Annotated in this window: 25 protein-coding genes; 14 read left to right on the top strand and 11 right to left on the bottom strand. The window is 71.3% G+C overall.

What is annotated here, in order from left to right; all coding sequences use genetic code 11:
• Positions 1–17 precede the first annotated feature (17 nt).
• On the bottom strand, positions 18–815 hold the full coding sequence (locus ACLQ3K_RS07555; protein ID WP_425998263.1) for an SDR family oxidoreductase: 798 nt from the start codon (positions 813–815) through the stop codon (positions 18–20).
• Between the two features lie 105 nt (positions 816–920).
• Here ACLQ3K_RS07555 and ACLQ3K_RS07550 point away from each other — a divergent pair, with 105 nt between their 5' ends.
• From ACLQ3K_RS07550 to ACLQ3K_RS07535, 4 genes are read left to right on the top strand one after another with little or no spacing between them, the layout of a single operon-like run.
• Positions 921–1,727: an enoyl-CoA hydratase family protein gene (locus ACLQ3K_RS07550; protein WP_425998261.1), complete on the top strand. Its 807-nt coding sequence runs from the start codon at positions 921–923 to the stop codon at positions 1,725–1,727.
• Positions 1,724–2,593 (top strand): CoA transferase subunit A, encoded by an 870-nt coding sequence (locus tag ACLQ3K_RS07545; RefSeq protein ID WP_224645363.1) that lies wholly within the window; start codon positions 1,724–1,726, stop codon positions 2,591–2,593. The genes ACLQ3K_RS07550 and ACLQ3K_RS07545 overlap by 4 nt, the downstream gene beginning before the upstream one ends.
• Positions 2,590–3,333 carry a CoA-transferase subunit beta gene (locus tag ACLQ3K_RS07540; protein ID WP_425998259.1) on the top strand — a complete coding sequence of 248 codons (744 nt, stop codon included), beginning with the start codon at positions 2,590–2,592 and terminating at the stop codon, positions 3,331–3,333. The genes ACLQ3K_RS07545 and ACLQ3K_RS07540 overlap by 4 nt, the downstream gene beginning before the upstream one ends.
• Positions 3,330–4,388 (top strand): NAD(P)H-dependent flavin oxidoreductase, encoded by a 1,059-nt coding sequence (locus ACLQ3K_RS07535; RefSeq protein WP_425998257.1) that lies wholly within the window; start codon positions 3,330–3,332, stop codon positions 4,386–4,388. Before ACLQ3K_RS07540 ends, ACLQ3K_RS07535 begins: the two co-directional genes overlap by 4 nt.
• A gap of 92 nt (positions 4,389–4,480) precedes the next feature.
• On the opposite strand, the gene ACLQ3K_RS07530 is transcribed toward ACLQ3K_RS07535, so the two are convergent.
• Positions 4,481–5,167, bottom strand: a complete 687-nt coding sequence (locus ACLQ3K_RS07530) for an MspA family porin (protein ID WP_224645366.1) — start codon at positions 5,165–5,167, stop codon at positions 4,481–4,483.
• Between the two features lie 362 nt (positions 5,168–5,529).
• Between ACLQ3K_RS07530 and ACLQ3K_RS07525 the strand changes: the two genes are divergently transcribed.
• Positions 5,530–6,228, top strand: coding sequence for a response regulator transcription factor (locus ACLQ3K_RS07525; RefSeq protein ID WP_425998255.1), 699 nt, complete (start codon positions 5,530–5,532; stop codon positions 6,226–6,228).
• Here the strand turns inward: ACLQ3K_RS07525 and ACLQ3K_RS07520 are convergent.
• Genes ACLQ3K_RS07520 through ACLQ3K_RS07505 form a run of 4 tightly spaced genes read right to left on the bottom strand, consistent with a single transcriptional unit; the run spans position 6,225 to position 9,928 of the window.
• Positions 6,225–7,388, bottom strand: coding sequence for an acetyl-CoA C-acetyltransferase (locus ACLQ3K_RS07520; RefSeq protein WP_425998253.1), 1,164 nt, complete (start codon positions 7,386–7,388; stop codon positions 6,225–6,227). The genes ACLQ3K_RS07525 and ACLQ3K_RS07520 overlap by 4 nt on opposite strands.
• Positions 7,385–7,990 (bottom strand): TetR/AcrR family transcriptional regulator, encoded by a 606-nt coding sequence (locus tag ACLQ3K_RS07515; RefSeq protein WP_425998251.1) that lies wholly within the window; start codon positions 7,988–7,990, stop codon positions 7,385–7,387. The genes ACLQ3K_RS07520 and ACLQ3K_RS07515 overlap by 4 nt, the downstream gene beginning before the upstream one ends.
• A complete protein-coding gene (locus ACLQ3K_RS07510; RefSeq protein ID WP_336670897.1) occupies positions 7,983–8,771 on the bottom strand; it encodes an SDR family oxidoreductase in 789 nt (262 codons plus the stop codon). The genes ACLQ3K_RS07515 and ACLQ3K_RS07510 overlap by 8 nt, the downstream gene beginning before the upstream one ends.
• A complete protein-coding gene (locus tag ACLQ3K_RS07505) occupies positions 8,768–9,928 on the bottom strand; it encodes an acyl-CoA dehydrogenase family protein (protein ID WP_425998249.1) in 1,161 nt (386 codons plus the stop codon). The genes ACLQ3K_RS07510 and ACLQ3K_RS07505 overlap by 4 nt, the downstream gene beginning before the upstream one ends.
• Before the next feature lie 113 nt (positions 9,929–10,041).
• On the opposite strand from ACLQ3K_RS07505, the gene ACLQ3K_RS07500 reads away from it, so the two are divergent.
• From ACLQ3K_RS07500 to ACLQ3K_RS07475, 6 genes are all read left to right on the top strand, one after another.
• Positions 10,042–11,568, top strand: coding sequence for a FadD3 family acyl-CoA ligase (locus ACLQ3K_RS07500; RefSeq protein WP_425998247.1), 1,527 nt, complete (start codon positions 10,042–10,044; stop codon positions 11,566–11,568).
• Positions 11,565–12,473, top strand: coding sequence for an enoyl-CoA hydratase (locus ACLQ3K_RS07495; RefSeq protein WP_336670894.1), 909 nt, complete (start codon positions 11,565–11,567; stop codon positions 12,471–12,473). The genes ACLQ3K_RS07500 and ACLQ3K_RS07495 overlap by 4 nt, the downstream gene beginning before the upstream one ends.
• On the top strand, positions 12,473–13,633 hold the full coding sequence (locus ACLQ3K_RS07490) for an acyl-CoA dehydrogenase family protein (protein WP_336670893.1): 1,161 nt from the start codon (positions 12,473–12,475) through the stop codon (positions 13,631–13,633). The genes ACLQ3K_RS07495 and ACLQ3K_RS07490 overlap by 1 nt, the downstream gene beginning before the upstream one ends.
• Positions 13,630–14,643 carry an acyl-CoA dehydrogenase family protein gene (locus tag ACLQ3K_RS07485; RefSeq protein WP_425998244.1) on the top strand — a complete coding sequence of 338 codons (1,014 nt, stop codon included), beginning with the start codon at positions 13,630–13,632 and terminating at the stop codon, positions 14,641–14,643. The genes ACLQ3K_RS07490 and ACLQ3K_RS07485 overlap by 4 nt, the downstream gene beginning before the upstream one ends.
• Positions 14,640–15,680, top strand: coding sequence for an acyl-CoA dehydrogenase family protein (locus ACLQ3K_RS07480; protein WP_425998242.1), 1,041 nt, complete (start codon positions 14,640–14,642; stop codon positions 15,678–15,680). Before ACLQ3K_RS07485 ends, ACLQ3K_RS07480 begins: the two co-directional genes overlap by 4 nt.
• A gap of 70 nt (positions 15,681–15,750) precedes the next feature.
• Positions 15,751–16,665: an SAM-dependent methyltransferase gene (locus tag ACLQ3K_RS07475; protein ID WP_425998240.1), complete on the top strand. Its 915-nt coding sequence runs from the start codon at positions 15,751–15,753 to the stop codon at positions 16,663–16,665.
• Position 16,666: 1 nt separating this feature from the next.
• On the opposite strand, the gene ACLQ3K_RS07470 is transcribed toward ACLQ3K_RS07475, so the two are convergent.
• Positions 16,667–17,230: a peroxidase-related enzyme gene (locus tag ACLQ3K_RS07470; RefSeq protein ID WP_425998238.1), complete on the bottom strand. Its 564-nt coding sequence runs from the start codon at positions 17,228–17,230 to the stop codon at positions 16,667–16,669.
• A gap of 105 nt (positions 17,231–17,335) precedes the next feature.
• On the opposite strand from ACLQ3K_RS07470, the gene ACLQ3K_RS07465 reads away from it, so the two are divergent.
• Positions 17,336–17,776: a MepB family protein gene (locus ACLQ3K_RS07465; RefSeq protein WP_425998236.1), complete on the top strand. Its 441-nt coding sequence runs from the start codon at positions 17,336–17,338 to the stop codon at positions 17,774–17,776.
• Positions 17,777–17,799: 23 nt separating this feature from the next.
• Here ACLQ3K_RS07465 and hsaB read toward each other — a convergent pair whose 3' ends face one another.
• From hsaB to hsaA, 4 genes are read right to left on the bottom strand one after another with little or no spacing between them, the layout of a single operon-like run.
• A complete protein-coding gene (gene hsaB, locus ACLQ3K_RS07460; protein ID WP_425998234.1) occupies positions 17,800–18,360 on the bottom strand; it encodes a 3-hydroxy-9,10-secoandrosta-1,3,5(10)-triene-9,17-dione monooxygenase reductase subunit in 561 nt (186 codons plus the stop codon).
• The gene (gene hsaC / locus ACLQ3K_RS07455; protein WP_425998232.1) at positions 18,360–19,265 is read right to left on the bottom strand and encodes an iron-dependent extradiol dioxygenase HsaC; all 906 of its coding nucleotides are present in this window, start codon (positions 19,263–19,265) and stop codon (positions 18,360–18,362) included. Before hsaC ends, hsaB begins: the two co-directional genes overlap by 1 nt.
• Positions 19,266–19,282: 17 nt before the next feature.
• Positions 19,283–20,152, bottom strand: coding sequence for a 4,5:9,10-diseco-3-hydroxy-5,9,17-trioxoandrosta-1(10),2-diene-4-oate hydrolase (hsaD, locus tag ACLQ3K_RS07450; protein ID WP_425998230.1), 870 nt, complete (start codon positions 20,150–20,152; stop codon positions 19,283–19,285).
• Positions 20,153–20,154: 2 nt separating this feature from the next.
• Positions 20,155–21,330, bottom strand: a complete 1,176-nt coding sequence (gene hsaA, locus ACLQ3K_RS07445; RefSeq protein WP_415675952.1) for a 3-hydroxy-9,10-secoandrosta-1,3,5(10)-triene-9,17-dione monooxygenase oxygenase subunit — start codon at positions 21,328–21,330, stop codon at positions 20,155–20,157.
• A 160-nt stretch (positions 21,331–21,490) separates the two neighbouring features.
• Here hsaA and ACLQ3K_RS07440 point away from each other — a divergent pair, with 160 nt between their 5' ends.
• Complete coding sequence (locus ACLQ3K_RS07440; protein ID WP_425998228.1) at positions 21,491–22,954, top strand: FAD-dependent oxidoreductase; 1,464 nt, start codon at positions 21,491–21,493, stop codon at positions 22,952–22,954.
• Between the two features lie 238 nt (positions 22,955–23,192).
• Entirely contained in the window at positions 23,193–23,636 is a 444-nt protein-coding gene (locus tag ACLQ3K_RS07435; RefSeq protein ID WP_425998226.1) for a hypothetical protein, read from the top strand.
• The last annotated feature ends 127 nt before the right edge of the window (positions 23,637–23,763 follow it).

Genomic DNA, 23,763 nt, shown 5'->3' with positions numbered 1-23,763 from the left:
TCGTTCGTGGTTCGGATCTACCGCGCGACGCGCTCGGCGTTCGCCGCGGCCAGGAAAGCGGGGCGTTCGCCGCCGCCGTGGACGAGCAGTGTCGCGCCGGTGACGTAGGACGCGAGCGCCGAAGCCAGGAAGGCGGCGCACGCCCCCACCTCCTCGGGGTCGGCGAGCCGCCCGAGGGGCACGGTCGCGCCGATCGCCGCGATCCCGGCGTCGTCGCCGTAGTGCTGCTCGGCAGCCTCGGTGCGCACCATGCCCACGTCGAGTGCGTTCACGCGCACCGCGGGCGCCCACTCCACCGCGAGGCTCGCCGTGAGGGAGTCGAGACCGGCCTTCGCCGCCCCGTAGGCGGCGGTGCCGGGCGACGGGCGCGTGGCGCTGACGCTCGAGACGTTGACGATCGCCCCGCTGCCGGCCTCCTGCATCACCGCGTTCGCTCGCTGCGCGACCAGCAACGGGGACAGCAGATTGAGCCCGACGACCTTCTCGTGGAACCGGGGCGACGCCGTGGCCGCGTCCGAGAAAGGCGCTCCCCCGGCGTTGTTGACGAGCACGTCGAGCCGGCCGTGCCGCTCGACGATGCCCGCGATCAGGGCGTCGACCTGCTCGGGCTCGCGGACGTCGGCGGCCACGAATTCGGCTGCGGCACCGTCGGCCTCGACCGGGCTCTCGGGTTCCCGCCGGGCGCACACCACCACCGTGGCGCCCTGCCGGAGGAAGACGCGGGCGATGCCCGCGCCGATCCCCCGGACGCCGCCGGTGACCAGCACCACCGCGCCGTCGAGTCCGAGATCGCGCCCCGCAGGTGCGTTCGCCACAAGATTCACCACTTCCCATTCCGGTCGGCCGGGCTTCGGTGGTAGCGTACCAAGCAATTGCTAGGTTTAGATCACGTTCTACCTGTCTACCTCGAAGGAGTCGGTGTGCCTTCACCGATCACGACCACCGTCGACGAGCCCGGGATCCACACGATCACCGTCGACGCACCCCCCGTCAACGCCCTCACCGTGCAGGGCTGGTTCGACCTCGCGAACGCCATCACCGAGGCCGGCCGCGATCCGTCGTGCCACGTCGTGGTGGTGCGCGCGGAGGGTCGCGGCTTCAACGCCGGCGTCGACATCAAGGAGATCGACGCGGCGCAGGCCGCCGGCGACGGCTACGGCGCGCTGATCGGCGCGAACCAGGGCTGCGCCGCGGCCTTCTCCGCGGTCTACGACTGCGCGGTGCCGGTGATCATCGCGGTGAACGGCTTCTGCCTCGGCGGCGGCATCGGCCTCGTCGGCAACGCGGACGTCGTGGTCGCCTCCGACGATGCGACCTTCGGCCTGCCCGAGGTGGACCGCGGCGCGCTCGGCGCCGCGACGCACCTCGCCCGGCTCGTGCCGCAGCACCTGATGCGCACCCTGTACTTCACCGCCGGGACGATCACCGCCCAGCAGCTGCATCATTTCGGCTCGGTGTACCGCGTGGTGCCCCGCGCCGAGCTCGACGGCGCCGCCCTCGAGGTGGCACGGGCCATCGCCGCCAAGGACACTCGCGTGATCCGTAAGGCGAAGGAGGCGATCAACGGGATCGACCCGGTGAACGTCCACACCAGCTACCGGTTCGAGCAGGGCTTCACCTTCGAACTCAACCTCGCGGGCTACTCGGACGAGCACCGCCGCGAGTTCGTCTCCACCGGCCGCACGGTCGGCGAGGCGAACGACGACGCAGCACAGGAGAACGCATGACCGACAAGACCATGACCGCCGAGCAGGTGGTCGCCGAACTCGAGGACGGCATGACACTGGGCATCGGCGGCTGGGGCTCGCGGCGCAAGCCGATGGCCCTGGTGCGCGCGATCCTGCGCTCCGACCTCAAGGACCTGACCGTGGTGTCCTACGGCGGGCCCGACGTGGGTCTGCTCGCGGCGGCGGGGAAGATCCGGAAGCTGGTGTTCGGCTTCGTCACTCTCGACACGGTGCCCATCGACCCGAACTTCGCGCGCGTCCGCCAGTCCGGCGCGATCGAGGTCGCCGAGTGGGACGAGGGCATGTTCGCTGCCGGCCTCAAGGCGGCGGTGCAGCGCCTGCCCTTCCTGCCCATCCGCGCCGGCCTCGGCTCGTCGGTCATGGACGTCAATCCGGACCTGCGCACCATCGTCTCCCCCTACGCCGACGGCGAGGAACTGGTGGCGGTTCCGGCACTGCGGCTCGACGCCGCACTCGTGCACATGAACCGCGCCGACGCCCGGGGGAACGCCCAGTACCTGGGCCCCGACCCGTATTTCGACGACGACTTCGCGCTCGCCGCCGACCGCTGCTACGTCTCGTGCGAGCGGATCGTGACCACCGAGGAGCTGGTGGCCGGCGGGCCCGTGCAGTCGCTGATCATCAATCGCAGCGCCGTGGCCGGCGTGGTGGAGACGCCGAACGGCGCGCACTTCACCACCGCCGCCCCCGATTACGGGCGGGACGAGAAGTTCCAGCGGCACTACGCCGCCAGCGCCAAGGATCCCGCCGCATGGACCGCGTTCGAGCAGCGCTTCCTCTCCGGCGACGAGGCGCACTACCAGGCTGAAGTGGCCGCGTGGGCGGCGGAGGAGACGACCAAATGACCGACATCACCCGCGCCGAGGTGTGCGTGACCGCGATCGCCGACCTGTTCCGCGGCGACGGCGAGATCACCGCCAGCCCGATGGGCCTGATCCCTTCGCTGGGCGGGCGCCTCGCGCGCCTGACCTTCGCCCCCGACCTGCTGCTCTCCGACGGCGAGGCCTACCTCGTCGCCGACGCGGCGAATCCGTCCGCCGGCATCGAGGGCTGGCAGCCCTTCAAGAAGGTGCTCGACGTGGTGGTCCCGAACGGTAAGCGCCACGTCATCATGGGTGCCAGCCAGATCGACCGGTACGGCAATCAGAACATCTCCGCGATCGGCGAGCACCGGGCACCGTCGCGCCAGTTGCTGGGCGTGCGCGGCGGACCCGGCAACACCGTGAACAACCGGACCTCGTACTGGATTCCGAAGCACTCGACGCGCGTCTTCGTGGACGCCGTCGACGTCGTCAGCGGCGTGGGCTACGACCGGGCGCGCGCGGCCGGGCCGTCCGCATCGCGGTTCCACGACATCCACCGCGTGGTCACCGATCTCGCCGTCCTCGGCTTCGGTGACGACGGTGCGATGACGCTGCTGTCGGTGCACCCGGGCGTCACGGAGGACCAGGTGCGCGAGGCCACGAGCTTCGCGCTGGCCGGCTCCGACGTGCCGGAGACCCGGGTACCCACCGCCGAGGAGCTCGACCTGATCCGCACCGTGGTGGACCCGAAGAACCTGCGCAGCAAGGAGGTCCCCGCATGACGCTGCGGACCCCGTTCACCGAGCTGGTCGGCGTCGAGCACCCCGTCGTCCAGACCGGCATGGGCTGGGTCTCCGGGGCACACCTGACCGCGGCCACCGCGAACGCCGGCGGGCTGGGGATCCTCGCCTCCGCGACGATGACCTACCCCGAGCTCGAGTCCGCGATCCTCAAGACCAAGGAACGCACCGACAAGCCCTTCGGCGTCAACCTCCGCGCGGACGCGGAGGACGCGCAGCAGCGCGTGGATCTCCTCATCCGTGAGGGGGTCAGGGTGGCCTCGTTCGCGCTCGCGCCGAAGCGGGACATGATCGCGAAGCTCAAGGACGCCGGGCTCGTCGTGATCCCGTCGGTGGGCGCGGCGCGGCATGCCGAGAAGGTGGCCTCGTGGGGCGCCGACGCCGTGGTCGTGCAGGGCGGCGAGGGCGGCGGCCACACCGGTGGCGTCGCCACCACGCTGCTCCTGCCGTCGGTCCTCGATGCCGTGGACATCCCGGTGGTCGCCGCCGGCGGCTTCTTCGACGGCCGCGGCCTCGCCGCGGCGCTCGCGTACGGTGCGTCCGGCGTCGCCATGGGCACCCGCTTCCTGCTCACCCGGGACAGCCGGGTCCCCGAGTCCGTGAAGGCCGAGTACCTGCAGCGCGGGCTCGGCGACACCGTGGTCACCACCAAGGTCGACGGGATGCCGCACCGGGTCCTGCGCACCGCGCTGGTGGACGCGCTCGAGCGCTCGCACGGCGTGGCGACGCTCGCGCACGCCGCCCTGAACACCGTGCGCTTCCAGGCACTGACCGGCGTCTCCTGGAAAGGCCTCGTCGGCGAGGGGCTCGCCATGAAGAAGAGCGGCGATCGCTCGTGGAGCCAGCTCATGATGTCGGCGAACACGCCGATGCTGTTGCGCGCGGGCCTCGTCGAGGGCAACACCGACGCCGGGGTCCTCGCCTCGGGCCAGGTGGCCGGGATCATCGACGACCTCCCGACGGTTGCCGACCTCATCGAGCGCATCGTCGCCGACGCGGAGTCGCGGCTCGACGAGCTCGCGCGACTGCGCGCCTGATCCCGCCCCGGCCGCAGCGACGCGGCCGGGGACGGAACCCGGGCCGGCGGCGGATTCTGCGGAGGACCCCCGCCGCCGGCCCGGTCTCTACATCAGGCGAAGCGCATGACCTCGCTGTAGACGGTCTTGGAGTCGTCGAAGGTCCGCGACGAGACCTTGAGCGTCGCGTACGCGACCGCGTCGACGCTGCCGATGCAACCCTCGATGCTCACCCGCTTCTCCCCGAACCGCACGCCGAACGTCTCCCCGGCCTTCGGCTTGTCGATCTCCTTGGTGCCCACCGGCAGGTAGACGATCGCGCCCGGCGCGGTCTTGATGACCTGGTTCTGGGTCAGGCCCAGCGACCCGCCGACACCGACGAGGGCCGCGCCCGCCGCCGGGATACTGCCCGCGAGTGCGCCCGCGGCGCCGATGGTCTGATTGCTCCCGATCCACGACTCGAAGCCGCCGTCCTTGACGCCGCACGCGACGACGTACCCGACCTCGACGGACGCGGCATCGGAACTGCCCGCCTGGATCGTGCCCTCCGCCTTGCCGTCCACGTACGCGAGCCGCGACTTGTTGTCGCCCGCGAGCGGCGGGAACAGCTTCGCCTTCAGATCCTTCAGGGCGATCTTCGCGCGCAGCCCCTCCGGCGAGCTCAGGCTCTGGGTCGCGCCCTTCACCGGCCCGGACGGGTTCTGCGGGGTGATCTGGGCTGCGGCCTGGCCGGCGACGGCCGCCGACATCATCGCGGTCACCGTGACGGCCCCCGCTGCGACGACGCTGAAACGTCTCACTCTTCGACTCCTTCGTGTCCACTCGTTCGAGATGACTCACCGAAGCACGCCGTCGAACTATTCACCAACACGAATCTTCACTATCGCCGCCGCTTGCGACAGAAGTCGGCGGCCCGCGGCCGTTCTGCAACAATCTTCACGCGCTCGACACCGGAACCGCCATCTCGCCACGAACGGCCTGTCCTGTGCGAATCGGGCAGCCTTTCGAGAACACCCGTTCACTTGGCGTCAGGGTCGCTTCTCCGCCGGAATCCATCCGAGCAACCTCGGGCGACCACCCCGTCGAACCATGACATCGCGTAGCAAAGTGGAACATGGGTATAGTCACTTTGCTATCTCGCACTGATCGAGGAGGTTGCCCAGTGCAGATCCTGTACCTCACGCCGACACCCGGGGACCGAGTTCGGCGAGGCGGTGACTCCCTTCGCGCACTCGGGCATCAGGTCACGGAATCGGCGCTGGCATCGCCGCTCCCCGCACCCGCCCTTGCGGCCACGGATGCCGTCATCGTCGCCGCGGACGGCGCGGCGGGGACCGACGCGTGCCGCGATGTCCGGCGCGCGACGGGCGTCCCCCTACTCGTCCTCGCCTCCCGGCACGACGAGGTCGACACCGTCGCCGACCTCGCCGTCGGCGCGGACGACGTGGTCGCGCTGCCGGTCACCGGCCGGGAGATCGACGCGCGGCTCCGAGCGATCCTGCGCCGTTCGCGGACGGCCGGCGCCGTCTGCTCACTCAGTTGCGATACGCACGAGGGGTCCGGTTCGGAGATCGTGGTCGAGCCCAGCGGGCTCCGCATCGACGTCCGCCGGCAGACCGTCAGCCGGGACGGGCAGCCGATCCCGCTCACCGCCACCGAGTTCCGACTGCTGATCGCGCTCGCCGAGCGGCGCGGCGTGCCCCAGTCGCGCGAATCGCTCCTGACGCTCGCGTGGGGGCACGGCTTCCACGGCAAGTCGCGGATCGTGGACAACGCGGTCCAACGCCTGCGCGGGAAGATCGACACCCCGGGGTGGTGCCATGTGCACAGCGTGCGCGGGTTCGGCTACGTGCTCCGCTAGCTCCGTTCGATGATGGTGACGTTGGCGGTGCCACCGCCCTCGCACATCGTCTGCAGGCCGTACCGGCCGCCGCGGCGCTCGAGCTCGTGCAACAGCGTGGTCATCAGCTTCGCCCCGGTGGCGCCCAGCGGGTGACCCAGAGCGATCCCACCGCCGTTGACGTTCACCTTGTCGTGCGGGATGCCCAACTCGTCCATCCAGGCCAGCGGTACGGAGGCGAAGGCCTCGTTGCACTCGAAGAGGTCGATGTCGGCGACGGTGAGACCCGTCTTCTGCAGTGCGTACTGCGTGGCGGGGATCGGGCCCGTGAGCATCCACACCGGGTCCGCGGCGCGCACCGAGATGTGGTGGATCCGCGCCCGGGGCCGCAGGCCGTGGCGCTGAACGAAGTCGGCGGAGGCCACCATGACGGCGGCCGCGCCGTCCGCGATCTGGCTGGCGACAGCGGCGGTGATCGCCGATCCCTCCGCGAGCGGGGCGAGACCGGCCATCTTCTCCAGTGTGGTCCCGCGACGGGGCGTCTCGTCGATGGCGAAGTCCCCGACGGGGGCGATCTCCGCCTCGAACCGGCCCGCGTCGGTGGCGGCGATGGCACGCTCGTGGCTGGCGAGCGCGAACTCCTCCATCCGGGTGCGGGAGACGCCCCACTTCGTGGCGATCATGTCGGCGCTGGTGAACTGCGAGACCTCGACGTCGCCGTAACGCTCGCGCCAGCCGACCGAGCCGGAGAACGGGTCGTCGAACCCGTACTCGCGGCCCGCGAGCATCGCCGCACTGATCGGGATCGCGCTCATGTTCTGCACGCCCGCGGCGACGACCGCGTCCGCGGTGCCGGAGAGGATGGCCTGGGCCGCGAAGTGGACCGATTGCTGGCTCGAGCCGCACTGCCGGTCGACGGTGACCCCGGGGACGTGCTCCGGCAAGCCGGCGGCGAGCCAGGACGTGCGGGCGATGTTGCCGGACTGCGGGCCGATGGTGTCGCAGCAGCCCATGATCACGTCGTCGACGAGCTGCGGGTCGACGCCGGAGCGCAGCACGGAGGCGCGCAGCACGTGTGCGCCGAGGTCGGCGGAGTGCACCGTCGACAGGGAACCGCCGCGCTTGCCGGACGGGGTGCGCACCGCGTCCAGGATGTAGGCGCCGGGGGCGAGATCGGTCATGACTGCTCCTTGTCAGGGCTGGCGATCCCGTGCTCCAGGATCGTGAGGTACTGGTCGGCGACCGCGCCCACGGGCAGCTGCCCGCCGGGCCGGTACCAGCGGACCGCGACCCAGACGGTGTCGCGGAGGAAGCGGTAGGTGACGTCGACGTCGAGATCCGCTCGGAAGTCGCCGGATTCGATGCCACGCGTGATGATGCCGCGCCACATGGAGCGGAACTCCTGCAGGAAGTCGGCGATGTAGGCGAAGCGCTCCTGCTGCGCGAGGCCGCGCGCCTCGGCCTGGTAGATCGCCACGGCGTCGGGACTCGCGTCGATCGCCGCGAAGGAGGCGATGACGCAGCCGCGCAGCTGGTCCCGCGGGGCCAGGGTGGTCGCCAGCACGGCGCGGTACTCGCCGAAGAGGCGGTCGAGGAAGTCCCGGAGGATCTCGTCGAGCATCGACTCCTTGGAGTCGAAGTGGTGGTACAGGCTCCCCGAGAGGATGCCCGCGGCGTCGGCGATGTCGCGCACGGTCGTCGCGCGGTAGCCGTTCTCCGCGAACAGCTTCGCGCTCAGGGACAGGACCTCCGCGCGGCGCGCGGACGGGTCCGGCTTAGGCATGCTGACTGCTCACCGAGACCACCTCGCCGGTCATATAAGAACTGTAATCGGAGGCGAGGAAGACGATCACGTTCGCGACCTCCCAGGGCTCGGCGGCGCGCCCGAAGACCTCGCGTCGAGAGAGCTCGTCGAGCAGCTCGTCGGAGGTGACCTTCGCGAGGAAGGCGTGCATCGCGATGCTGGGCGAGACGGCGTTGATCCGGACGCCGTGCGGCGCCGCGTCGACCGCGGAGCAGCGGGTCAGAGCCATCACGCCCGCCTTCGCGGCGGCGTAGTGCGCCTGCTCGGCCTGCGCGCGCCAGCCGATCACGGAGGCGTTGTTGACGATGACCCCGCCCCCGCCCTGCGCGATGAACCGGTTGATGGCGGCGCGGGTGGCGCGGAAGGTGCCGGTGAGGGTCACGTCGAGCACGCGCGACCACTGCTCGTCGGTCATGTCCTGCACGGCGACGCTGCCGCCGAGGCCGGCGTTGTTGACCAGCACGTCGATCCGGCCGTAGCGCTCGGCGGCACCGTCGAGCAGGGCCTGCACCTGCTCCTCGACAGTGACGTCGCAGGTGATCGCGTGCACCCGGTCGCCGAACTCGGCGGCGAGCTCGTCGCGCTTCTCGCCCAGTCGCCGCTCGTGCCAGTCGGAGATGACGACGCGGGCGCCCTCCTCGAGGCAGCGCCGCGCGGTCGCGGAGCCGATGCCGGTGCCGGCGGCCGCGGTGACGACGACGACCTTGTCCTCGACGAGGTTGCGTCCCTGGGGGTACGGGGGTGCGGGGATGGCGCTCACGGGCGGGCCTCTCTCGGCAGGCCGAGCACGCGCTCGGCGATGATGTTGCGCTGGATCTCGTTGGAGCCGCCGTAGATCGTGTCGGCTCGGGTGAACAGGTAGAGGCGCTGCCAGTCGTCGAGCTCGGGGTCGGCTAGCAGTCCGGCGGCGCCGCGCACCGTCATCGCGATCTCGCCGAGCCGGCGGTGCCAGTTGGCCCACAGCAGTTTCGCGACCTCGGCGGTGCCGGTCTCGGCGGAGCCGAGCGTGCGGAGGGCGTGCGCCCGCATCACGTCGAGCTCGGTCCAAGCGCGACGCAGGGCGTCGGCGACCTCGGGGCTGTCGGCCGCGCCGGTGTCGAGGGCGAGGTCGGTGAGGGTCTGCAGCTCGCGGCGGAAGCCGATCTGCTGGCCCAGGGTGGCGACGCCGCGCTCGAAGGCGAGCGTCCCCATGGCGACCCGCCAGCCCTCGCCGGGCTCGCCGACCACGTTGGCGGCGGCGGTGCGGGCACCGTCGAAGAAGACCTCGTTGAACTCCGAGGTGCCGGTGAGCTGGACGATCGGCCGGACCTCGACGCCCGGCTGGTCCATCGGGACGAGCAGGTAGGACAGGCCCTTGTGGCGGGCGGAGCCGGGCTCGGTGCGGGCGACCACGAAGCACCAGTCGGCGACGTGCGCGAGGGAGGTCCAGACCTTCTGTCCGGAGATGACCCATTCGTCGCCCTCGAGGCGCGCCGTGGTGCTGACGTTCGCCAGGTCGGAGCCGGCGCCGGGCTCGGAGTAGCCCTGGCACCACAGCTCGCGGACGTCGCGGATGGCGGGCAGGAAGCGCGCCTTCTGCTCGTCGGAGCCGAAGGCGATGAGCGTGGGCCCCAGGAGCTCCTGGCCGAGGTGCGAGACCTTGGCGGGCGCGCCGGCGCGGGCGTACTCCTCGTGGAAGATCACCTGCTGCGCGATGCTGGCCCCGCCGCCGCCGTTCTCGGCCGGCCAGCCGATGCAGTTCAGCCCGGCGGCGGCCAGGTGGCGTTCCCAGGCGACGCGCTCGCCGAAGAACTCGTGCTCGCGCCCCGGGCCGCCCGCGCCGCGGAGTCCGGCGAACTCGCCGGACAGGTTGGTCGCGAGCCAGTCGCGGATCCGCGCCCGGAATTCCGCGTCCGTCTCGCCGCTCGCCGTGGCCACGGCACTCCCTTCGCCATTCCACCAAGCAATTGCTTGGTGGAATCAGGTTACACAGACTCGGCTCGCACTGTAACGTGTTCTACCAAGCACTTGCTAGGCAGAAGGGTTTGCGCATGTCACGCACCATCGCAGCGGCGCTGCGCGACGCCGTAGAGCGGTTCGGCGAGCACACCGCCGTGGTCGACGGCGACCTGCGGATCAGCTACGCGGATCTGCACGGTCGCGCCCGCGACGTCGCCCGGGCGTTCCTCGCGGAGGGGATCCGACGGGGCGACCGCGTCGCCGTCTGCGCGCCGAACGGACACGAGTGGATCGAGGCGGCGCTCGGCGCCGCGTACATCGGCGCCGTCCTGGTCCCCGTCAACACCCGCTACACGGGTCCGGAGATCGTCGACCTGCTGGTGCGCACGCGGGCACGGGGCCTCGTCGTGGCGGGCCCGTTCCTCGGAGTGGACCGGCTCGAGCTCGTCATCGCGACCGCCGGCGGCCTCCCCGGCGACATCGCCGCCGTCCTCCGCCTGCCGGAGTGGGACGGTGTCGCGGCACGGGGTGCACGGATCGCCGACACCGAGCTCGACGGTGCCGCCGCCGCGGTCACACCCGACGACCCGTCGGACATCTTCTTCACCTCCGGCACCTCCGGCCGCAGCAAGGGCGCGATGAGCACCCACGCGCAGACCCTGGCGAACGCCGCGAACTGGGCGGAACTGGTGGGCGTCACGGAGGCGGACCACTACCTCATCGCGAGCCCGTTCTTCCACATCTTCGGCTACAAGGCCGGGGTGCTCGCCGCGCTCCAGTTCGGCGCGACCATCTACCCGGCGCAGACCTTCGACGTCACGGCGGCCTTCGATCTCATCCAGCGGGAACGGATCTCGATCCTGCCCGGCGTGCCCACCGTGCACCAGATGCTGCTCGACCACCCGGATCGCGCGCAGTACGACCTGTCGAGCCTGCGCGCCGCCACCACCGGCGCGGCCACGATCCCCGTCGTCCTGATCGAGCGCATGCGCGCCGAACTGTACGAGCGCGTGCTCACCGCCTACGGCCTCTCGGAGGCCCCCGTCGTGACGATGTGCCGGGCGGACGACGGCCCGGAGGTGGTCGCCACGACCTCCGGCCGGGCGGTGCGCGACATGGAGGTGCGGATCGCGGACGACGGGGAGATCCTGGTGCGCGGCCCCAACGTGATCGCCGAGTACTTCGAGGATCCCGAGGCGACGGCCAAGGCCTTCGACGCCGACGGCTGGTTCCACACCGGCGACGCCGGATCGATGGACGATGCGGGGAACCTGCGGATCACCGACCGCATCAAGGACATGTTCACCAACGGCGGGTTCAACGTCTACCCGGCGGAGATCGAGCAGGTGATCGCCCGGATCCCGGGCGTCGCCGAGAGCGCCGTGGTCGGCGTCCCCGAGCCGCGCCTCGGCGAGGTCGGCAAGGCCTTCGTCGTGCTCACCGCCGGACGTGAGCTGACCGAGGACGCCGTGATCGAGCACTGCCGGGAGTTCCTGGCCAACTTCAAAGTCCCCCGCAGCGTGGAGTTCGTGAGCGAGCTACCCCGCAACGCGACCGGAAAGGTGCTCAAGCGCGTCCTGCGCGGCGAGCCCGCCCCTGCAGCAGGAGAGAAGCGATGACCGACAGCACGCCCGCCCCCGACGCGAACACCGAGGCGGAGGTGGTGACCTATGAGGTGCGCGGCCCCGTCGCCGTGGTCACCCTGAACCGTCCCGAGTACCGCAACGCGCAGAACTCGGCCATGACCTACGCGCTCGACGCCGCCTTCGTGCGCGCGGTGGAGGACCCGGCGGTCAAGGTGATCGTGCTGGCGGGCAACGGGAAGCACTTCTCGGCCGGGCATGACATCGGCACGCCGGGCCGCGACGTCGACCAGCACTTCGAGAACAAGGCCGTGCTCTGGTGGGATCACGTGGGTCGCGAGGGCGGCGACCAGCGCTTCGCGCGCGAGTCCGAGGTGTACCTCGGCATGTGCCGGCGGTGGCGGGAGATCCCGAAGCCCGTGATCGCCTCGGTGCAGGGGGCCTGCATCGCGGGCGCGCTGATGCTGGCGTGGAGCTGCGACCTCATCGTCGCCTCGGACGACGCCTTCTTCTCGGACCCGGTGGTGCGCATGGGTATCCCCGGCGTCGAGTACTTCGCGCACCCGTGGGTCATGGGTCCGCGGGCCGCCAAGGAGTTCCTGTTCACGGGTGACCGCTTCTCGGCGCAGCAGGCCAAGGAGTGGGGCATGGTCAACCGCGTCGTGCCCCGCAGCGAGCTCGAGGAGGAGACGCTCGCGCTCGCCGAGCGGATCGCGGACATGCCGAGTTTCGGCCTGGCACTGACGAAGAAGGCCGTCAACCAGTGCGAGGACCTCATGGGCATGCGGGCCGGCATGGACTCGGTGTTCGGCCTGCACCACTTCGCGCACGCGCACAACGCCGAGGTCTCCGGCGGCGACTCCCTCGGCGGGCAGAGCGCCAAATCGATGGCGTCCGGGGCGCGCAGCGCGACCGGCGACTCCGCGCGGAAGGCCGAGTAGTGGACCTCGAGTTCGACGACGCCGACGTCGCCTTCCGCGACGAGGTGCGCGCCTGGCTCGCCGCGAACGTGCCGGCCGAGCCCCTCCCCTCCTTCGACACCACCGAGGGCTTCGCCGCGCATCGCGCGTGGGAGGCGAAGCTCGCCGACGCCGGGCTGGCCGCGGTCTCCTGGCCTGCCGAGTTCGGCGGGCGCGACGCGACGATGCTGCAGTGGGTGATCTTCGAGGAGGAGTACTACGCCGCGGGTGCACCGCTGCGGGTGAACCAGAACGGCCTGTTCATGCTGGCGCCCACCCTCTTCAGTCACGGCACCGACGAGCAGCGCGCCCGGATCCTTCCGGCGATGGCCCGCTCGGAGCGGGTGTGGGCGCAGGCCTGGTCGGAGCCGGAGGCGGGCAGCGACATCGCCTCGCTGCGCTCGACCGCGACGCGCGTCGACGGGGGCTGGAAGCTCTCGGGTCAGAAGACGTGGAGCTCCCGCGCCGCCTTCGCCGACGGTGCCTTCGGCCTGTTCCGCAGCGAGCCCGGGTCGGAGCGCCACCGCGGTCTGACCTACCTGATGTTCGACCTGCGTGCGCCGGGGGTGACCGTGCGTCCGATTCCCCAGCTCGACGGCGAGCCCGGCTTCGCGGAGATCTTCCTCGACGAGGTCTTCGTGCCCGACGCCGACGTGATCGGCGAGCCCGGCCAGGGCTGGCGCGTCGCGATGACGACGGCCAACAACGAGCGCGGTCTCTCATTGCGCAGCCCGGGTCGCTTCCTCTCGGCCGCCGACGCCCTCGTCGACCTGTGGGAGCGCGAGGACGGCGACACATCCAGCGCCGACGCGCAGCGCGTCGCCGACGCCTGGATCGGGGCGCGCGCGTACCAGCTGTACACCTTCGGCACCGTGACCCGCCTGCAGGACGGCGGCGAGCTCGGCCCGGAATCGAGTGTGAACAAGCTGTTCTGGAGCCACCTGGACGTGGCGCTCAACGAGACCGCCCTCGACCTGCTCGGCCCGCGCGGCGAACTCACCGGCGAATCCGCTCCCGACGAGGGGCGCTGGCCGGCCGGCTACCTGTTCTCGCTGGCGGGCCCCATCTACGGCGGCACCGACCAGATCCAGCGCAACACCATCGCCGAGCGTCTCCTCGGCCTACCTCGGGGAGCCCGATGAGATTCGCACCGTCGCAGGAGAACGCGGCCTTCACGGAGTCGCTCGACGATCTGCTCTCGCGGGCCGGCGTGGTGGCCGCGGCCCGCGCGTGGGCCGACGGCGACAACAGCCCCGGCCGGAAGGTCTGGGCGGCGCTCGCCGACCTCGGCGTGACCGGCCTCGCGATCCCGGAGGAGCACGGCGGCGTCGGCGGCGACCCCGTCGATCTCGCCGTCGCCTTCCAGGCCTTGGGCTATCACGGCGTGCCCGGACCGGTCGTCGAGTCCATCGCCGTGCTGCCCGCGCTGCTCAGCGACCCCGGGCACCTTCGTTCCCTCGCGGACGGCGCGATCGGCACCGTCGCCCTCGCGCCGCGCACCCCGTTCCTGCTCGACGCCGACGTCGCGGACCTCCGCTTCGTCGTGGGCGCCGACGGCGCAATCGCGACGGTCGAGGCACCGTCGACCGGGCCCCTGGGTTCCGTCGACCCGACCCGTCGCCTCTTCCCCACGGAATTGAACGACGTTCTGGAGGGAGAAACCCCAGGTCGCGATCTCCAGAACGTCGTTCAATCGGGCGAGGTGGCGGGGGCGTTCGCGGTGGCGGCGCAGCTGCTCGGCGCCGGGCGACGGCTGCTGGACGACACCGTCGAGTACGCGAAGGCCCGCGCCCAGTACGGCAAGGCGATCGGCGAGTACCAGGCGATCAAGCACCTCCTCGCCGACGTGGCGACGCGGCTCGAGCTGGCGGCGCCACTCCTGAGCGGAGCGGCCGTGGCGCTGTCGGGCAACGCCTCCCGCGGCGTCGATCTCGATCCCGCGCGCGACGTCGCGGCGGCGCGGGTGGCCGCCGCGGACGCCGCCTACCTGGCCGCGCGGACCGCGCTCCAGGTGCACGGCGCGATCGGCTACACCGCGGAGTACGACCTCGGCCTGTGGATCACCAAGGTCCGGGCCCTGCAGTCGGCGTGGGGAACCCAGGCCGAGCACCGGGCGACGGTGCTCGACGCGGTCCGGAAGGCGGCGCGATGAGCTCGGAACTGGACGATCTGGCGGCCGCGGTCCGCAGCGTCATCGACCGACGGTGGTCGCCGGCGGCGCTGCGCGCCGCGATCGATTCCGCCGAGGGCTACGACCGCGGCCTGTGGTCGGTGCTGTGCGAGCAGGTCGGCGTCGCCGCGCTGGCGGTCCCCGAGGCGCACGACGGCGTCGGCGCGGGGGTGCGCGCGCTGCAGACGGTGGCGGAGGAACTGGGGCGACACCTGGTCCCGTCGCCCTTCCTGGGCTCCGCTGTGCTCGCGTCGGCGCTGCTCGCCGACACCGACGAGGCCGAGCTGCTGACCGGTCTCGCGAGCGGCGAGCGGATCGCCGCCGTCGCCTTCGCCGGCGACGGCTTCGCCGCGCGCCCGATCACCGCGACCGACGGGAGACTCTCCGGGACCGCGCGATTCGTCCTCGACGGTGACCTCGCCGACGATCTGCTCGTCGTCGCGGGAGACGGGCTGTACCTCGTCGACGGCGCCGCGACGACCCGCAGGCACACCCCGTCGATGGACCCGACCCGGCGGTTCGCGGAGGTGGCCCTCGACGGTCCACCCGCCCGCCTCCTCCGGGACGGCGCGCGCGCCGCACTGGTCCGCGCGCTCGACGTCGCGTGCGCGGTCCTCGCGGCCGAGCAGGCCGGCGCGGCGGCGCAGGCCCTGGCCGTCACCGTCGAGTACGCGGGCTCCCGCGTGCAGTTCGGCCGGCCGATCGGCTCCTTCCAGGCCCTCAAGCACCGGATGGCGGACATGTTCGTCCTCGTCGAGTCGGCCCGGTCCGCGGCCCTCGCGGCGGGCGAGGCCCTCGACCGCGGCGACGAGGACGCGGCCCTCGCGGTCGCGACGGCGAAGGCCTACTGCTCCGAGGCGTTCAGCGCCGTCGCGGCCGAGATGATTCAGCTGCACGGCGGCATCGGCATCACCTGGGAGCACGATGCGCACCTGTACTTCAAGCGCGCGCACTCCTCGTCGCAGCTGTTCGGCGATCCGGCGCACCACCTGGCCCGCCGGGAGCTGGCGCATTCCTGAAACATGTTCTTGCCGGACCTCCGGACGCAAGGTACTTTCGTAGACGAACTACTTGCGAAAGGAAACGCGGATGTCGGACACCACGCGCACGGACGGCGACACCTGGACCATCACGACCAGCGTGGGCTTCACGGCCCTGCTGGTCGCCGCGGCGCGGGCCGTGGAGACCGAGCGCGCCGACGCGCTCGCGCGCGACCCGTTCGCGCGGGTCTTCCTCGAGGCCGCGGGCGATCCCCGGGCCATCGCGTTGGCCGACGCCGGTGACGACGCGGGCAATCCGATGGCCGCGACTCGCCACCTCGGCGTGCGCACCCGCTACTTCGACGACTTCGTGGCGGCCGCGGTCGCGGCGGGCGTCCGGCAGATCGTCATCCTCGCGGCGGGACTGGACTCCCGCGCCTACCGGCTCGACCTGCCCGCCGGCACCGTCGTCTACGAGCTCGACCAGCCGGAGGTCCTGGCGTTCAAGGAGTCGACGCTCGCCGAGCGCGGCGCGGCGCCCGCGGCCGGGCTCCGCCACGTGCCCGTCGACCTGCGCGACGGCTGGCTGGCCGCGCTGCAGTCCTCCGGGTTCGACGGTGCCGCACCGACGGCGTGGCTCGTGGAGGGCCTGCTCCCCTACCTGCCCGCCGCGGCGCAGGCGCTGCTCTTCGAGCGGATCGTCGAGCACTCGGCGCCCGGCAGCCGCGTGGCCGTGGAGGGCCAGAACGGGCCGCTCGACCTCGACGGCTTCCGCGCGATCACGGAGAAGTACTCGCAGAAGGGGAATCCTCTCGGCGACTTCGACGTGACCTCGCTGTTCGTCGCCGACGAGGACCGTTCCGATCCGGCCGAATTCCTCACCGCGCAGGGGTGGACCGTCACCCGGGCGGGGAACCCGGTGGAACTGGGCCGCAGCTACGGCGTGCAGGACACCGTCCCCGCGGACGCGTCGCTCATGGCCGACACGATCGGCTACTTCACCGCGGCGCTGCCCGCCGACTGAGTCACCGCGCGGCGGAGTGGTACTCCGGGTTCGGCCGCATGTCGATCGCCGAGGCGAGTCGGTTGGTCATGTTGAAGAAGGCCGCGGTGTTGGCGATGTCGTAGACGTCGCGATCGCTGAACCCGGCGTCCCGGAGCCGCTGCCGGTCCGGCTCGTCGATCTTCGACGGCGTTTCCGTGAGCTTCTCGGCGAACTCGAGCATGGCCCGTTGCTTCGCCGGCAGCTCCGCGGCGCGGAAGTTCATCACCAGCATCTCGCCGAGGACCGGGTCGCCCGACAACTCCCGCACCGCGGCACCGTGCGCGGTGAGGCAGTAGAAGCACTTGTTCACCGAGGACACGACGACGGCGATCATCTCGCGCTCGAGCTTGCTCAGGCCCGAGTCGCCGAGCATGAGGTCGTTGTAGGTGTCGCTGAATACGCGCAGTTTGGCCTCGTCGAAGGTCAGCGACTGCAGGACGTTCGGCACCATGCCGAGCTTCTCGCGGCAGATCTCGAAGTACTTCCGCGTGCCCTCGCTCAGCTCGCCCGCGGGCAGGTCGAGCGCGGTGATCCGCTCCGTCATGTCATCTCCTCGTACGTCCGCCACTACCCTCTCTGACTACCAGGTGGCCGGCGCCGGCCCCGCCCGTTCGACGAGATCGGTACCGCCGCAACTATCCTGGGGTCCATGGCCTTCCACGCTCTGGAGCACTTCGCGGCCGCGAAGGGCGCGCGCCTGCGAGCCGTGACCGCGGAGACGCAGGGCAGCGACTACGAGGCCTGCACGGCCGATATCGACGGGGCCCTGTGGCGCGTCCGCACAGCGCGGATCACGCCCACGAAGCCGGGGGCGTTCGTGGCGGTGTGGCGGCGCGGGCCGGACGGCGAGACCGAACCCTTCGACGCCGGCGATCCGACCGCGGGCCTGCTCGTCCTCGTCCCCGACGGTCCGCGCTTCGGCGCCTTCGCGTTCCCGGGCGAGGTGCTCTGCACGCTCGGCGTGTACTCCTCCTCGAGCTCAGCGGGCAAGCGCGGCTTCCGGCTCTATCCCGCATGGTCCACCGGGCTCAACCCACAAGCCGAACGTACCCGCGCAGCGCAGGCGCCGTACTTCGAGCAGGTCGACTGACCTGCGCTCACGTGCGCGCGGGCTCAGATCCAGTCGTCGCCGACGGGCCAGGTGAGGAACGAGTCCAGCGACAGGGTGCGCGGGAGGGCCTCGCCGGGATCGGTCACCGTCTGCGTGTAGCGGCCCTTGTAGAAGAGCAGCGGCCGCCCGGCGTTCGGCGCGCTGAGCTCGAGCACCCGGCCGATCACGATGTGGTGGTCGCCGCCGTCGTGCACCGTCTCGACGGCGCAGTCGATCCAGCTGAGCGCACCGTCGAGCAGCGGCGAACCGGTGCGCGAGGGCTTCCACGCGACCGCCCCGAACTTGTCCGGGTGCCGAGAGCCGAAGACCGAGCTGACGTCCTGCTGGCCCTCGCCGAGCACGTTGACGGCGAACCGCCCGGTGCGCTCGATGGTGCGCCACGCGCCCGAGGTCTTCATGGGGCAGAACAGGACCAGGGGCGGGTCGAGGGACAGCGCCGAGAAGGACTGGCAGGCGAAGCCCGCCGGCCCCTCGTCGTCCGCGGCGGTGATCACCGTGACGCCGGTGCAGAAGTGCCCCATCGCGGTGCGGTAGTCGAGCGGTTCGATCACGGGGGCGGTCATCACTGCTCCTTGAAGCCGATGGAGAAGTCGTGGCCCCAGAGGCTGACCGCGGTCGACTCCCGTGCGATCCAGTCGTCGTTCTCGACTTCGAGCCCCTCGCAGCCGAACTCGATGTCGAAGCCGCCCGGCGTCTTCATGTAGAAGGACAGCATCTTGTCGTTGATGTGCCGGCCGAGGGTGGCGGACATCTTGACCTTCTTGCGGTTCGCGCGATCCAGCGCCAGGCCGACGTCGTCGGAGTTCTCCACCTCCACCATGAGGTGGACGATCCCCGTCGGGTTGGGCAGGGGCAGGAAGGCGAGCGCGTGGTGGCGCGGGTTGCAGCCGTAGAAGCGCAGCCACGCCGGGTCGCCGTCCGCGGGGCGCCCCACCATCTGCGGGGGCAGCCGCATGGAGTCGCGGAGCCGGAAGCCGAGCACGCCCTGGTAGAACTCCTGCGCCGCAGCGTCGTCCGTGCAGGTGAGCACGACGTGGCCGAGCCCCTGTTCGCCGGTGATGAACCGGTGGCCGTACGGGCTGACGAAGCGTCGGCCGAGGTACTGCGCACCGTGGAAGGCCTCGAGCGTGTTGCCCGCCGGATCCTGGAAGCGGATCAGGCCCTCGACGCGGCGCTCCGCCTTCTCGTCCTTGGTGCCTTCCTCGAAGGCGACGCCCGCGGCGCTGAGGGTGTCGCGGAGCTCCTGGAGCCCGAGGGCGTCGGTGACCTCCCAGCCGGAGACCAGCAGCCGGTCCTTCTCGCCGGGCACGATCACCAGGCGGGCCGCGAAGTCGTCCATGCGCAGGTAGAGCGAATCGGGGTCGTTGCCCGTTCCCTCCATCATCCCGAGCACCTTGAGCCCGTACTCGCGCCAGGCCGCCATGTCGGTGGCCTCGATGCGCATGTACCCGAGGGCCTTGATCGCCATCTACCTGTTTCTCCTTGTCAGCCGGTCAGGAAATCGGCCGTGAGCCGGTTGAACTCGTCGAACTTCTCGAGCTGCGCCCAGTGGCCGCACTGCCCGAAGACGTGCAGCTGGGCGCGCGGGATCTGCTTGAGCGCGAGCAGGGCACCGTCGAGCGGATTGACCCGGTCCTCGCGGCCCCAGATCATGAGCACGGGCTGGCGCAGCTTGTAGGCGTCGCGCCAGAGCATGCCCTTCTCGTAGTCCGCGGACGCGAAGGACTTGCCCATGGCCTTGAACGCGGCGATCGCCTCGGGGTCGAGCGCGAGCTCGAAGCGCTCCTCGACGAGCTCGGGCGTGATCATCTTCTGGTCGAAGACCATGATCCGCAGGAAGTCCTCGAGCCGCTCCTTGCTGGGAGCGGCGTAGAACTTCTGCAGGGTGCGCAGGCCCTCCGTGGGGTCCGGCGCGAAGGTGTTCACGCTGAGGCCGCCCGGGCCCATGAGCACGAGCCGGCCCGCCCGCTCCGGGAAGTCGAGAGCGAACCGCACCGAGGTGCCGCCGCCGAGCGAATTGCCCACCAGGTGTACGCGTCCCGTGATGCCCAGCGTGTCCAACAGGCCCGCGAGCGCCGTCGCGCTGTGCACGAAGTACTGCGGGTGCTCGGTCGGCTTGTCGGACCGGCCGAAGCCCGGCTGGTCGACGGCGAGCACGTGGAAGCGCTGCGCCAACACCGGGATGTTGCGCCCGAAGTTGCTCCACGAGGAGACGCCGGGGCCGCTGCCGTGCAGCAGCACGACGGTGCCGTTGGCGCGGTTCTCCTCGCCGGCCTCGTGATAGTGCAGCGTGAGGCCGGCCGCCGTGGTGGCGAACTTCCCCTCCTTGAGGACGTCCACGTCCGTGTCCGGCATGCCTAGACCATCCCGTCCATGACGGGCAGGCCGAACTCGCCGGTGCCGAACATCTTGTAGGCGCGCTCGGGATCGTTCGCGGCGTGCACCCGGCCGGCGTGGGCGTCGCGCCAGAACCGCTGGATCGGCGTGCCCTCGGCCAGCGCGCGGCCGCCCGAGTTCTCGAACATGCGGTCCACGGCGAAGATCGCCCGCTCGGTGCCGCGCACCTGGTCGCGACGGACCTTGAGGCGCAGGTTGAACGGGATCTTCTCGCCGGCCTTGACGAGCGCGTACTCCTCGTTGATGTTGGAGATCAGCTGGAGCCACGCCGCGTCGATCTCGCTGCCCGCCTCGGCCACGCGGACCATGGCGAAGGGGTCCTCCTTCGCGGACTCGCCCGCGTAGGCGGCGCGCACGCGCTTGCGCTGATGCTCGACGTGGGCGTCGTACGCGCCCTGCGCCATGCCGATGATCGGGGCGGTGATCGTGGACGGGTGCACCGAGCCGAAGGGCAGCTTGTAGAGCGGGCTGGTGTTGACCTCCTGGCCCGGCCCCTTGCACTTGCTGACCAGCTGGAAGCTGAGGGCGCGGTGCTCGGGGACGAAGACGTCGTCGACCACGATGTCGTTGCTGCCGGTGCCGCGGAGGCCGACGGTGCGCCACACGTCGTTGATCGTGTAGTCGCTGATCGGCACGAGGTAGGTCAGGAAGTCGACCGGCTTGCCGTCCTTGAACGCGGGGCCGCCGAGCAGCGCCCAGGTGCCGTGGTCGCAGCCGGAGGAGAAGCTCCACTTGCCCGAGAGGCGGTAGCCGCCCTCGACGATCTCCGACTTGCCCATCGGGGCGTACGACGACGAGATCAGCGTGTCCTGGTCCTCGCCCCACACCTCCTGCTGCGCGCGGTCGTCGAACAGGGCCACGTTCCACGGGTGGATGCCGAGGATCGAGGAGACCCAGCCGGTGGAACCGCAGGCGCTCGCCAGCATCTTGACCGCGGTGTAGAACGCCACCGGATCGGCCTCGAAACCGCCGTAGCGCTTCGGCTGCAGGAGGCGGAAGAAGCCGCTCTGCTGCAGCGCCTTGATGGACTCGGCCGGGATCCGGCGCGCGTCCTCCGTCTCCTGCGCCCGGTCCCGGAGGGTGGGCAGCAGCTCCGCCACCTCAGCCAGCACCGCGTCGACGCTCTGATCGCTCATCTTTCCTCGCCTCCTGAAGACCCTCTGGCGAACCCCGAAGCCCGCCGTTGGAATCGATACTAGAACACGTTCTCATTTTCTGACGCGAAACGCTACATCAAAGGTTCGGATCCACCTATCTTGCTGTTGTAACCGGTTTCGAGACCGTCCGAGGAGAGCCATGCCCGAGAGCCGCCGCCCCGTCCCCGCCGCCGACGTTCCGACCTGGGATCTGGAGGCCGACGTGGTGATCGCCGGGTACGGCATCGCGGGCGTCTGCGCCGCGATCGAGGCGGCCCGCGCCGGCGCCGACGTCCTCGTCCTCGACCGCACCGGCGGTTGGGGCGGGGCGGCCGCACTGTCCGGCGGGTGGATCTATCTCGGCGGCGGCACCCCGCTGCAGCGAGCACTCGGCTTCGAGGACAGCGCCGAGAACATGGAGACCTTCCTGACCGCCGCGCTCGGGCCCGGCGTCGACGGGGCGAAGATCCACGCCTACGCCCACGGCAGCACCGAGCACTACGACTGGCTGACCGGCTGCGGCGTGGTCTTCAAGGTGGAGTTCTGGGGCGAGCCCGGCTGGGAGGTGCCGCACGACGAGGGGCTCGGCTTCTCCGGCGGGGAGAACGCCGCACCCTTCAGCACGATCGCGACGCCCGCGCCCCGCGGGCACGTCCCCCAGATGGCCGACAAGCGGACCGGCGTGCGCGGGGCGGGCTACATGCTGATGAAACCGCTGGTCGAGACCGCAGAGGCGCTCGGGGTGCGCGCCGAGTACGACGTCCGCGCGCGGGCACTGGTGACGGGCCCGGACGGCCGCGTCGAGGGCCTCGTCGCCCGCCGGTTCGGCACGGACCTGCACGTGCGGGCCCGACGGGGCGTCGTCCTCGCCACCGGCAGCTTCGCCTACAACGCGGAGATGATCGAGACCTACGCGCCGCGGCTGATCGGGCGCCCGGCCGCGGCGATCGAGGAGCACGACGGGGCCGGGATCCTCATGGCGCAGGCCGCGGGCGCCGCGCTGGCCCACATGGATGCGACCGAGGTCGCCTTCTTCGGCGACCCCCAGATGATGGCCCGCGGGATCCTCGTCAACGGCCGCGGCCAGCGGTTCATCGCCGAGGACACCTACGGCGGGCGGATCGGCCAGGCCGTGCTGATCCAGCAGGACAACGCGGCGTACCTGGTCATGGACATGGACGCGCACGAGGAGGCGCTCGCCACCGAGACCTCGACGCCCTACTTCCGGCAGCCGCCGACCTGGGCCGCCGAGACGGTCGCGGAGCTCGAGTCCGACATGGGCCTCCCCGACGGTGCGCTGACCGGCACCGTCGACACGTACAACCGGCACGCGGAGAACGGCACCGATCCCCTCCTGCACAAGAAGGAGCAGTGGGTGCGGCCGCTCGCCGGACCCGTGGCCGCCTGGGACATGCGCGGCTTCACCGCCGGATTCACCCTGGGCGGGTTGCGCACGGACGTGGAGGCGCGGGTGCTGCACGTCGACGGTGCGCCGATCCCCGGCCTGTTCGCGGCCGGGCGGTGCACGTCGGGGGTGTGCGCGGGCGGGTACGCCAGCGGGACCAGCCTCGGCGACGGGAGCTTCTTCGGTCGTCGCGCGGGCATCGCCGCCGCAACTGGATAGCGGTTCGCTTTGCAGTAACCCGCGTCTCCTGTTGCCCTTCGACCTGGACGTTGTCGCGATCGCGAACGAATTCGGCGATCCGCGTTCGCGGACCACGGACACGGAATCGAATTCGCTGTGCGCCAACCACACTCGCACTGGTGCCGGTTCTCCCGAAACAAGCCGCGGGCTGCGAAGATGGTGCGATGACTGCGACAGCGTCCGCCGCGCCCGCGATCGACCGGAACGGGTGCGCGGGATGACCCATCGGGTGAACTCCTCGGGCTCCGCACGCCTCGGCGGCTTCACCGGCCGGGTGCTCGCGATCGCGGCCGCGACGGCGCTCTGCGTCGCGGCGATCGCCGTCAGCGTGAGCATGTGCAGCGGCCCGTCGACCGACCCGCGGCCCGTTGTGGCACCGTCGGGTTCGCTCCGGTCGACCGAGGTCGCGCCGAGCGCCTCCCCGTCGTCCACGGCACCGTCGAGCCCGGCACTCGCGAGCACGACCGCGCCGTCGACGCCGAGCCCCACCCCTCCGCCGACGACCGTCGCGCCGCCCGAGCCGGTCACCACCGCGCCCGCGCCCGTGCGGACCGTGCCGCGGGTCACCACGCCGGCCCCGACGCCGCGGTGCACGCCGCAGCCCAAGTGGGTCTTCCGTCCCAGTACCGGGACCTACGAGCGGATCACCATCCCCTGCTGATCGCCTGACGATCGACCTCCTCGGCGGCGGCGCCCGTGTGGCGCCGCGGCCCGATCACCGCTGAACCCTGGCGAGTGAAACGTGTTCTAGTCTATGCTGCAGTTGTAGCGCGTACCTGCTGCCCATC

The organism is Tsukamurella sp. DT100 (assembly GCF_049844855.1).
Taxonomy (GTDB): Bacteria; Actinomycetota; Actinomycetes; order Mycobacteriales; family Mycobacteriaceae; genus Tsukamurella.
This window is presented reverse-complemented; position numbering and strand designations above follow the sequence as displayed.

Bases quoted from the DNA above. Each gene is read 5' to 3' on its own strand.
- ACLQ3K_RS07435 (WP_425998226.1), top strand. From the start codon at position 23,193: ATGACCCATCGGGTGAACTCCTCGGGCTCCGCACGCCTCGGCGGCTTC.
- hsaA (WP_415675952.1), bottom strand. From the start codon at position 21,330: ATGAGCGATCAGAGCGTCGACGCGGTGCTGGCTGAGGTGGCGGAGCTG.
- ACLQ3K_RS07495 (WP_336670894.1), top strand. From the start codon at position 11,565: ATGACCGACAGCACGCCCGCCCCCGACGCGAACACCGAGGCGGAGGTG.
- hsaB (WP_425998234.1), bottom strand. From the start codon at position 18,360: ATGACCGCCCCCGTGATCGAACCGCTCGACTACCGCACCGCGATGGGG.
- ACLQ3K_RS07520 (WP_425998253.1), bottom strand. From the start codon at position 7,388: ATGACCGATCTCGCCCCCGGCGCCTACATCCTGGACGCGGTGCGCACC.
- ACLQ3K_RS07515 (WP_425998251.1), bottom strand. From the start codon at position 7,990: ATGCCTAAGCCGGACCCGTCCGCGCGCCGCGCGGAGGTCCTGTCCCTG.
- hsaC (WP_425998232.1), bottom strand. From the start codon at position 19,265: ATGGCGATCAAGGCCCTCGGGTACATGCGCATCGAGGCCACCGACATG.
- ACLQ3K_RS07475 (WP_425998240.1), top strand. From the start codon at position 15,751: ATGTCGGACACCACGCGCACGGACGGCGACACCTGGACCATCACGACC.
- ACLQ3K_RS07485 (WP_425998244.1), top strand. From the start codon at position 13,630: ATGAGATTCGCACCGTCGCAGGAGAACGCGGCCTTCACGGAGTCGCTC.
- ACLQ3K_RS07545 (WP_224645363.1), top strand. From the start codon at position 1,724: ATGACCGACAAGACCATGACCGCCGAGCAGGTGGTCGCCGAACTCGAG.
- ACLQ3K_RS07540 (WP_425998259.1), top strand. From the start codon at position 2,590: ATGACCGACATCACCCGCGCCGAGGTGTGCGTGACCGCGATCGCCGAC.
- ACLQ3K_RS07500 (WP_425998247.1), top strand. From the start codon at position 10,042: ATGTCACGCACCATCGCAGCGGCGCTGCGCGACGCCGTAGAGCGGTTC.
- hsaD (WP_425998230.1), bottom strand. From the start codon at position 20,152: ATGCCGGACACGGACGTGGACGTCCTCAAGGAGGGGAAGTTCGCCACC.
- ACLQ3K_RS07470 (WP_425998238.1), bottom strand. From the start codon at position 17,230: ATGACGGAGCGGATCACCGCGCTCGACCTGCCCGCGGGCGAGCTGAGC.
- ACLQ3K_RS07465 (WP_425998236.1), top strand. From the start codon at position 17,336: ATGGCCTTCCACGCTCTGGAGCACTTCGCGGCCGCGAAGGGCGCGCGC.
- ACLQ3K_RS07535 (WP_425998257.1), top strand. From the start codon at position 3,330: ATGACGCTGCGGACCCCGTTCACCGAGCTGGTCGGCGTCGAGCACCCC.
- ACLQ3K_RS07440 (WP_425998228.1), top strand. From the start codon at position 21,491: ATGCCCGAGAGCCGCCGCCCCGTCCCCGCCGCCGACGTTCCGACCTGG.
- ACLQ3K_RS07480 (WP_425998242.1), top strand. From the start codon at position 14,640: ATGAGCTCGGAACTGGACGATCTGGCGGCCGCGGTCCGCAGCGTCATC.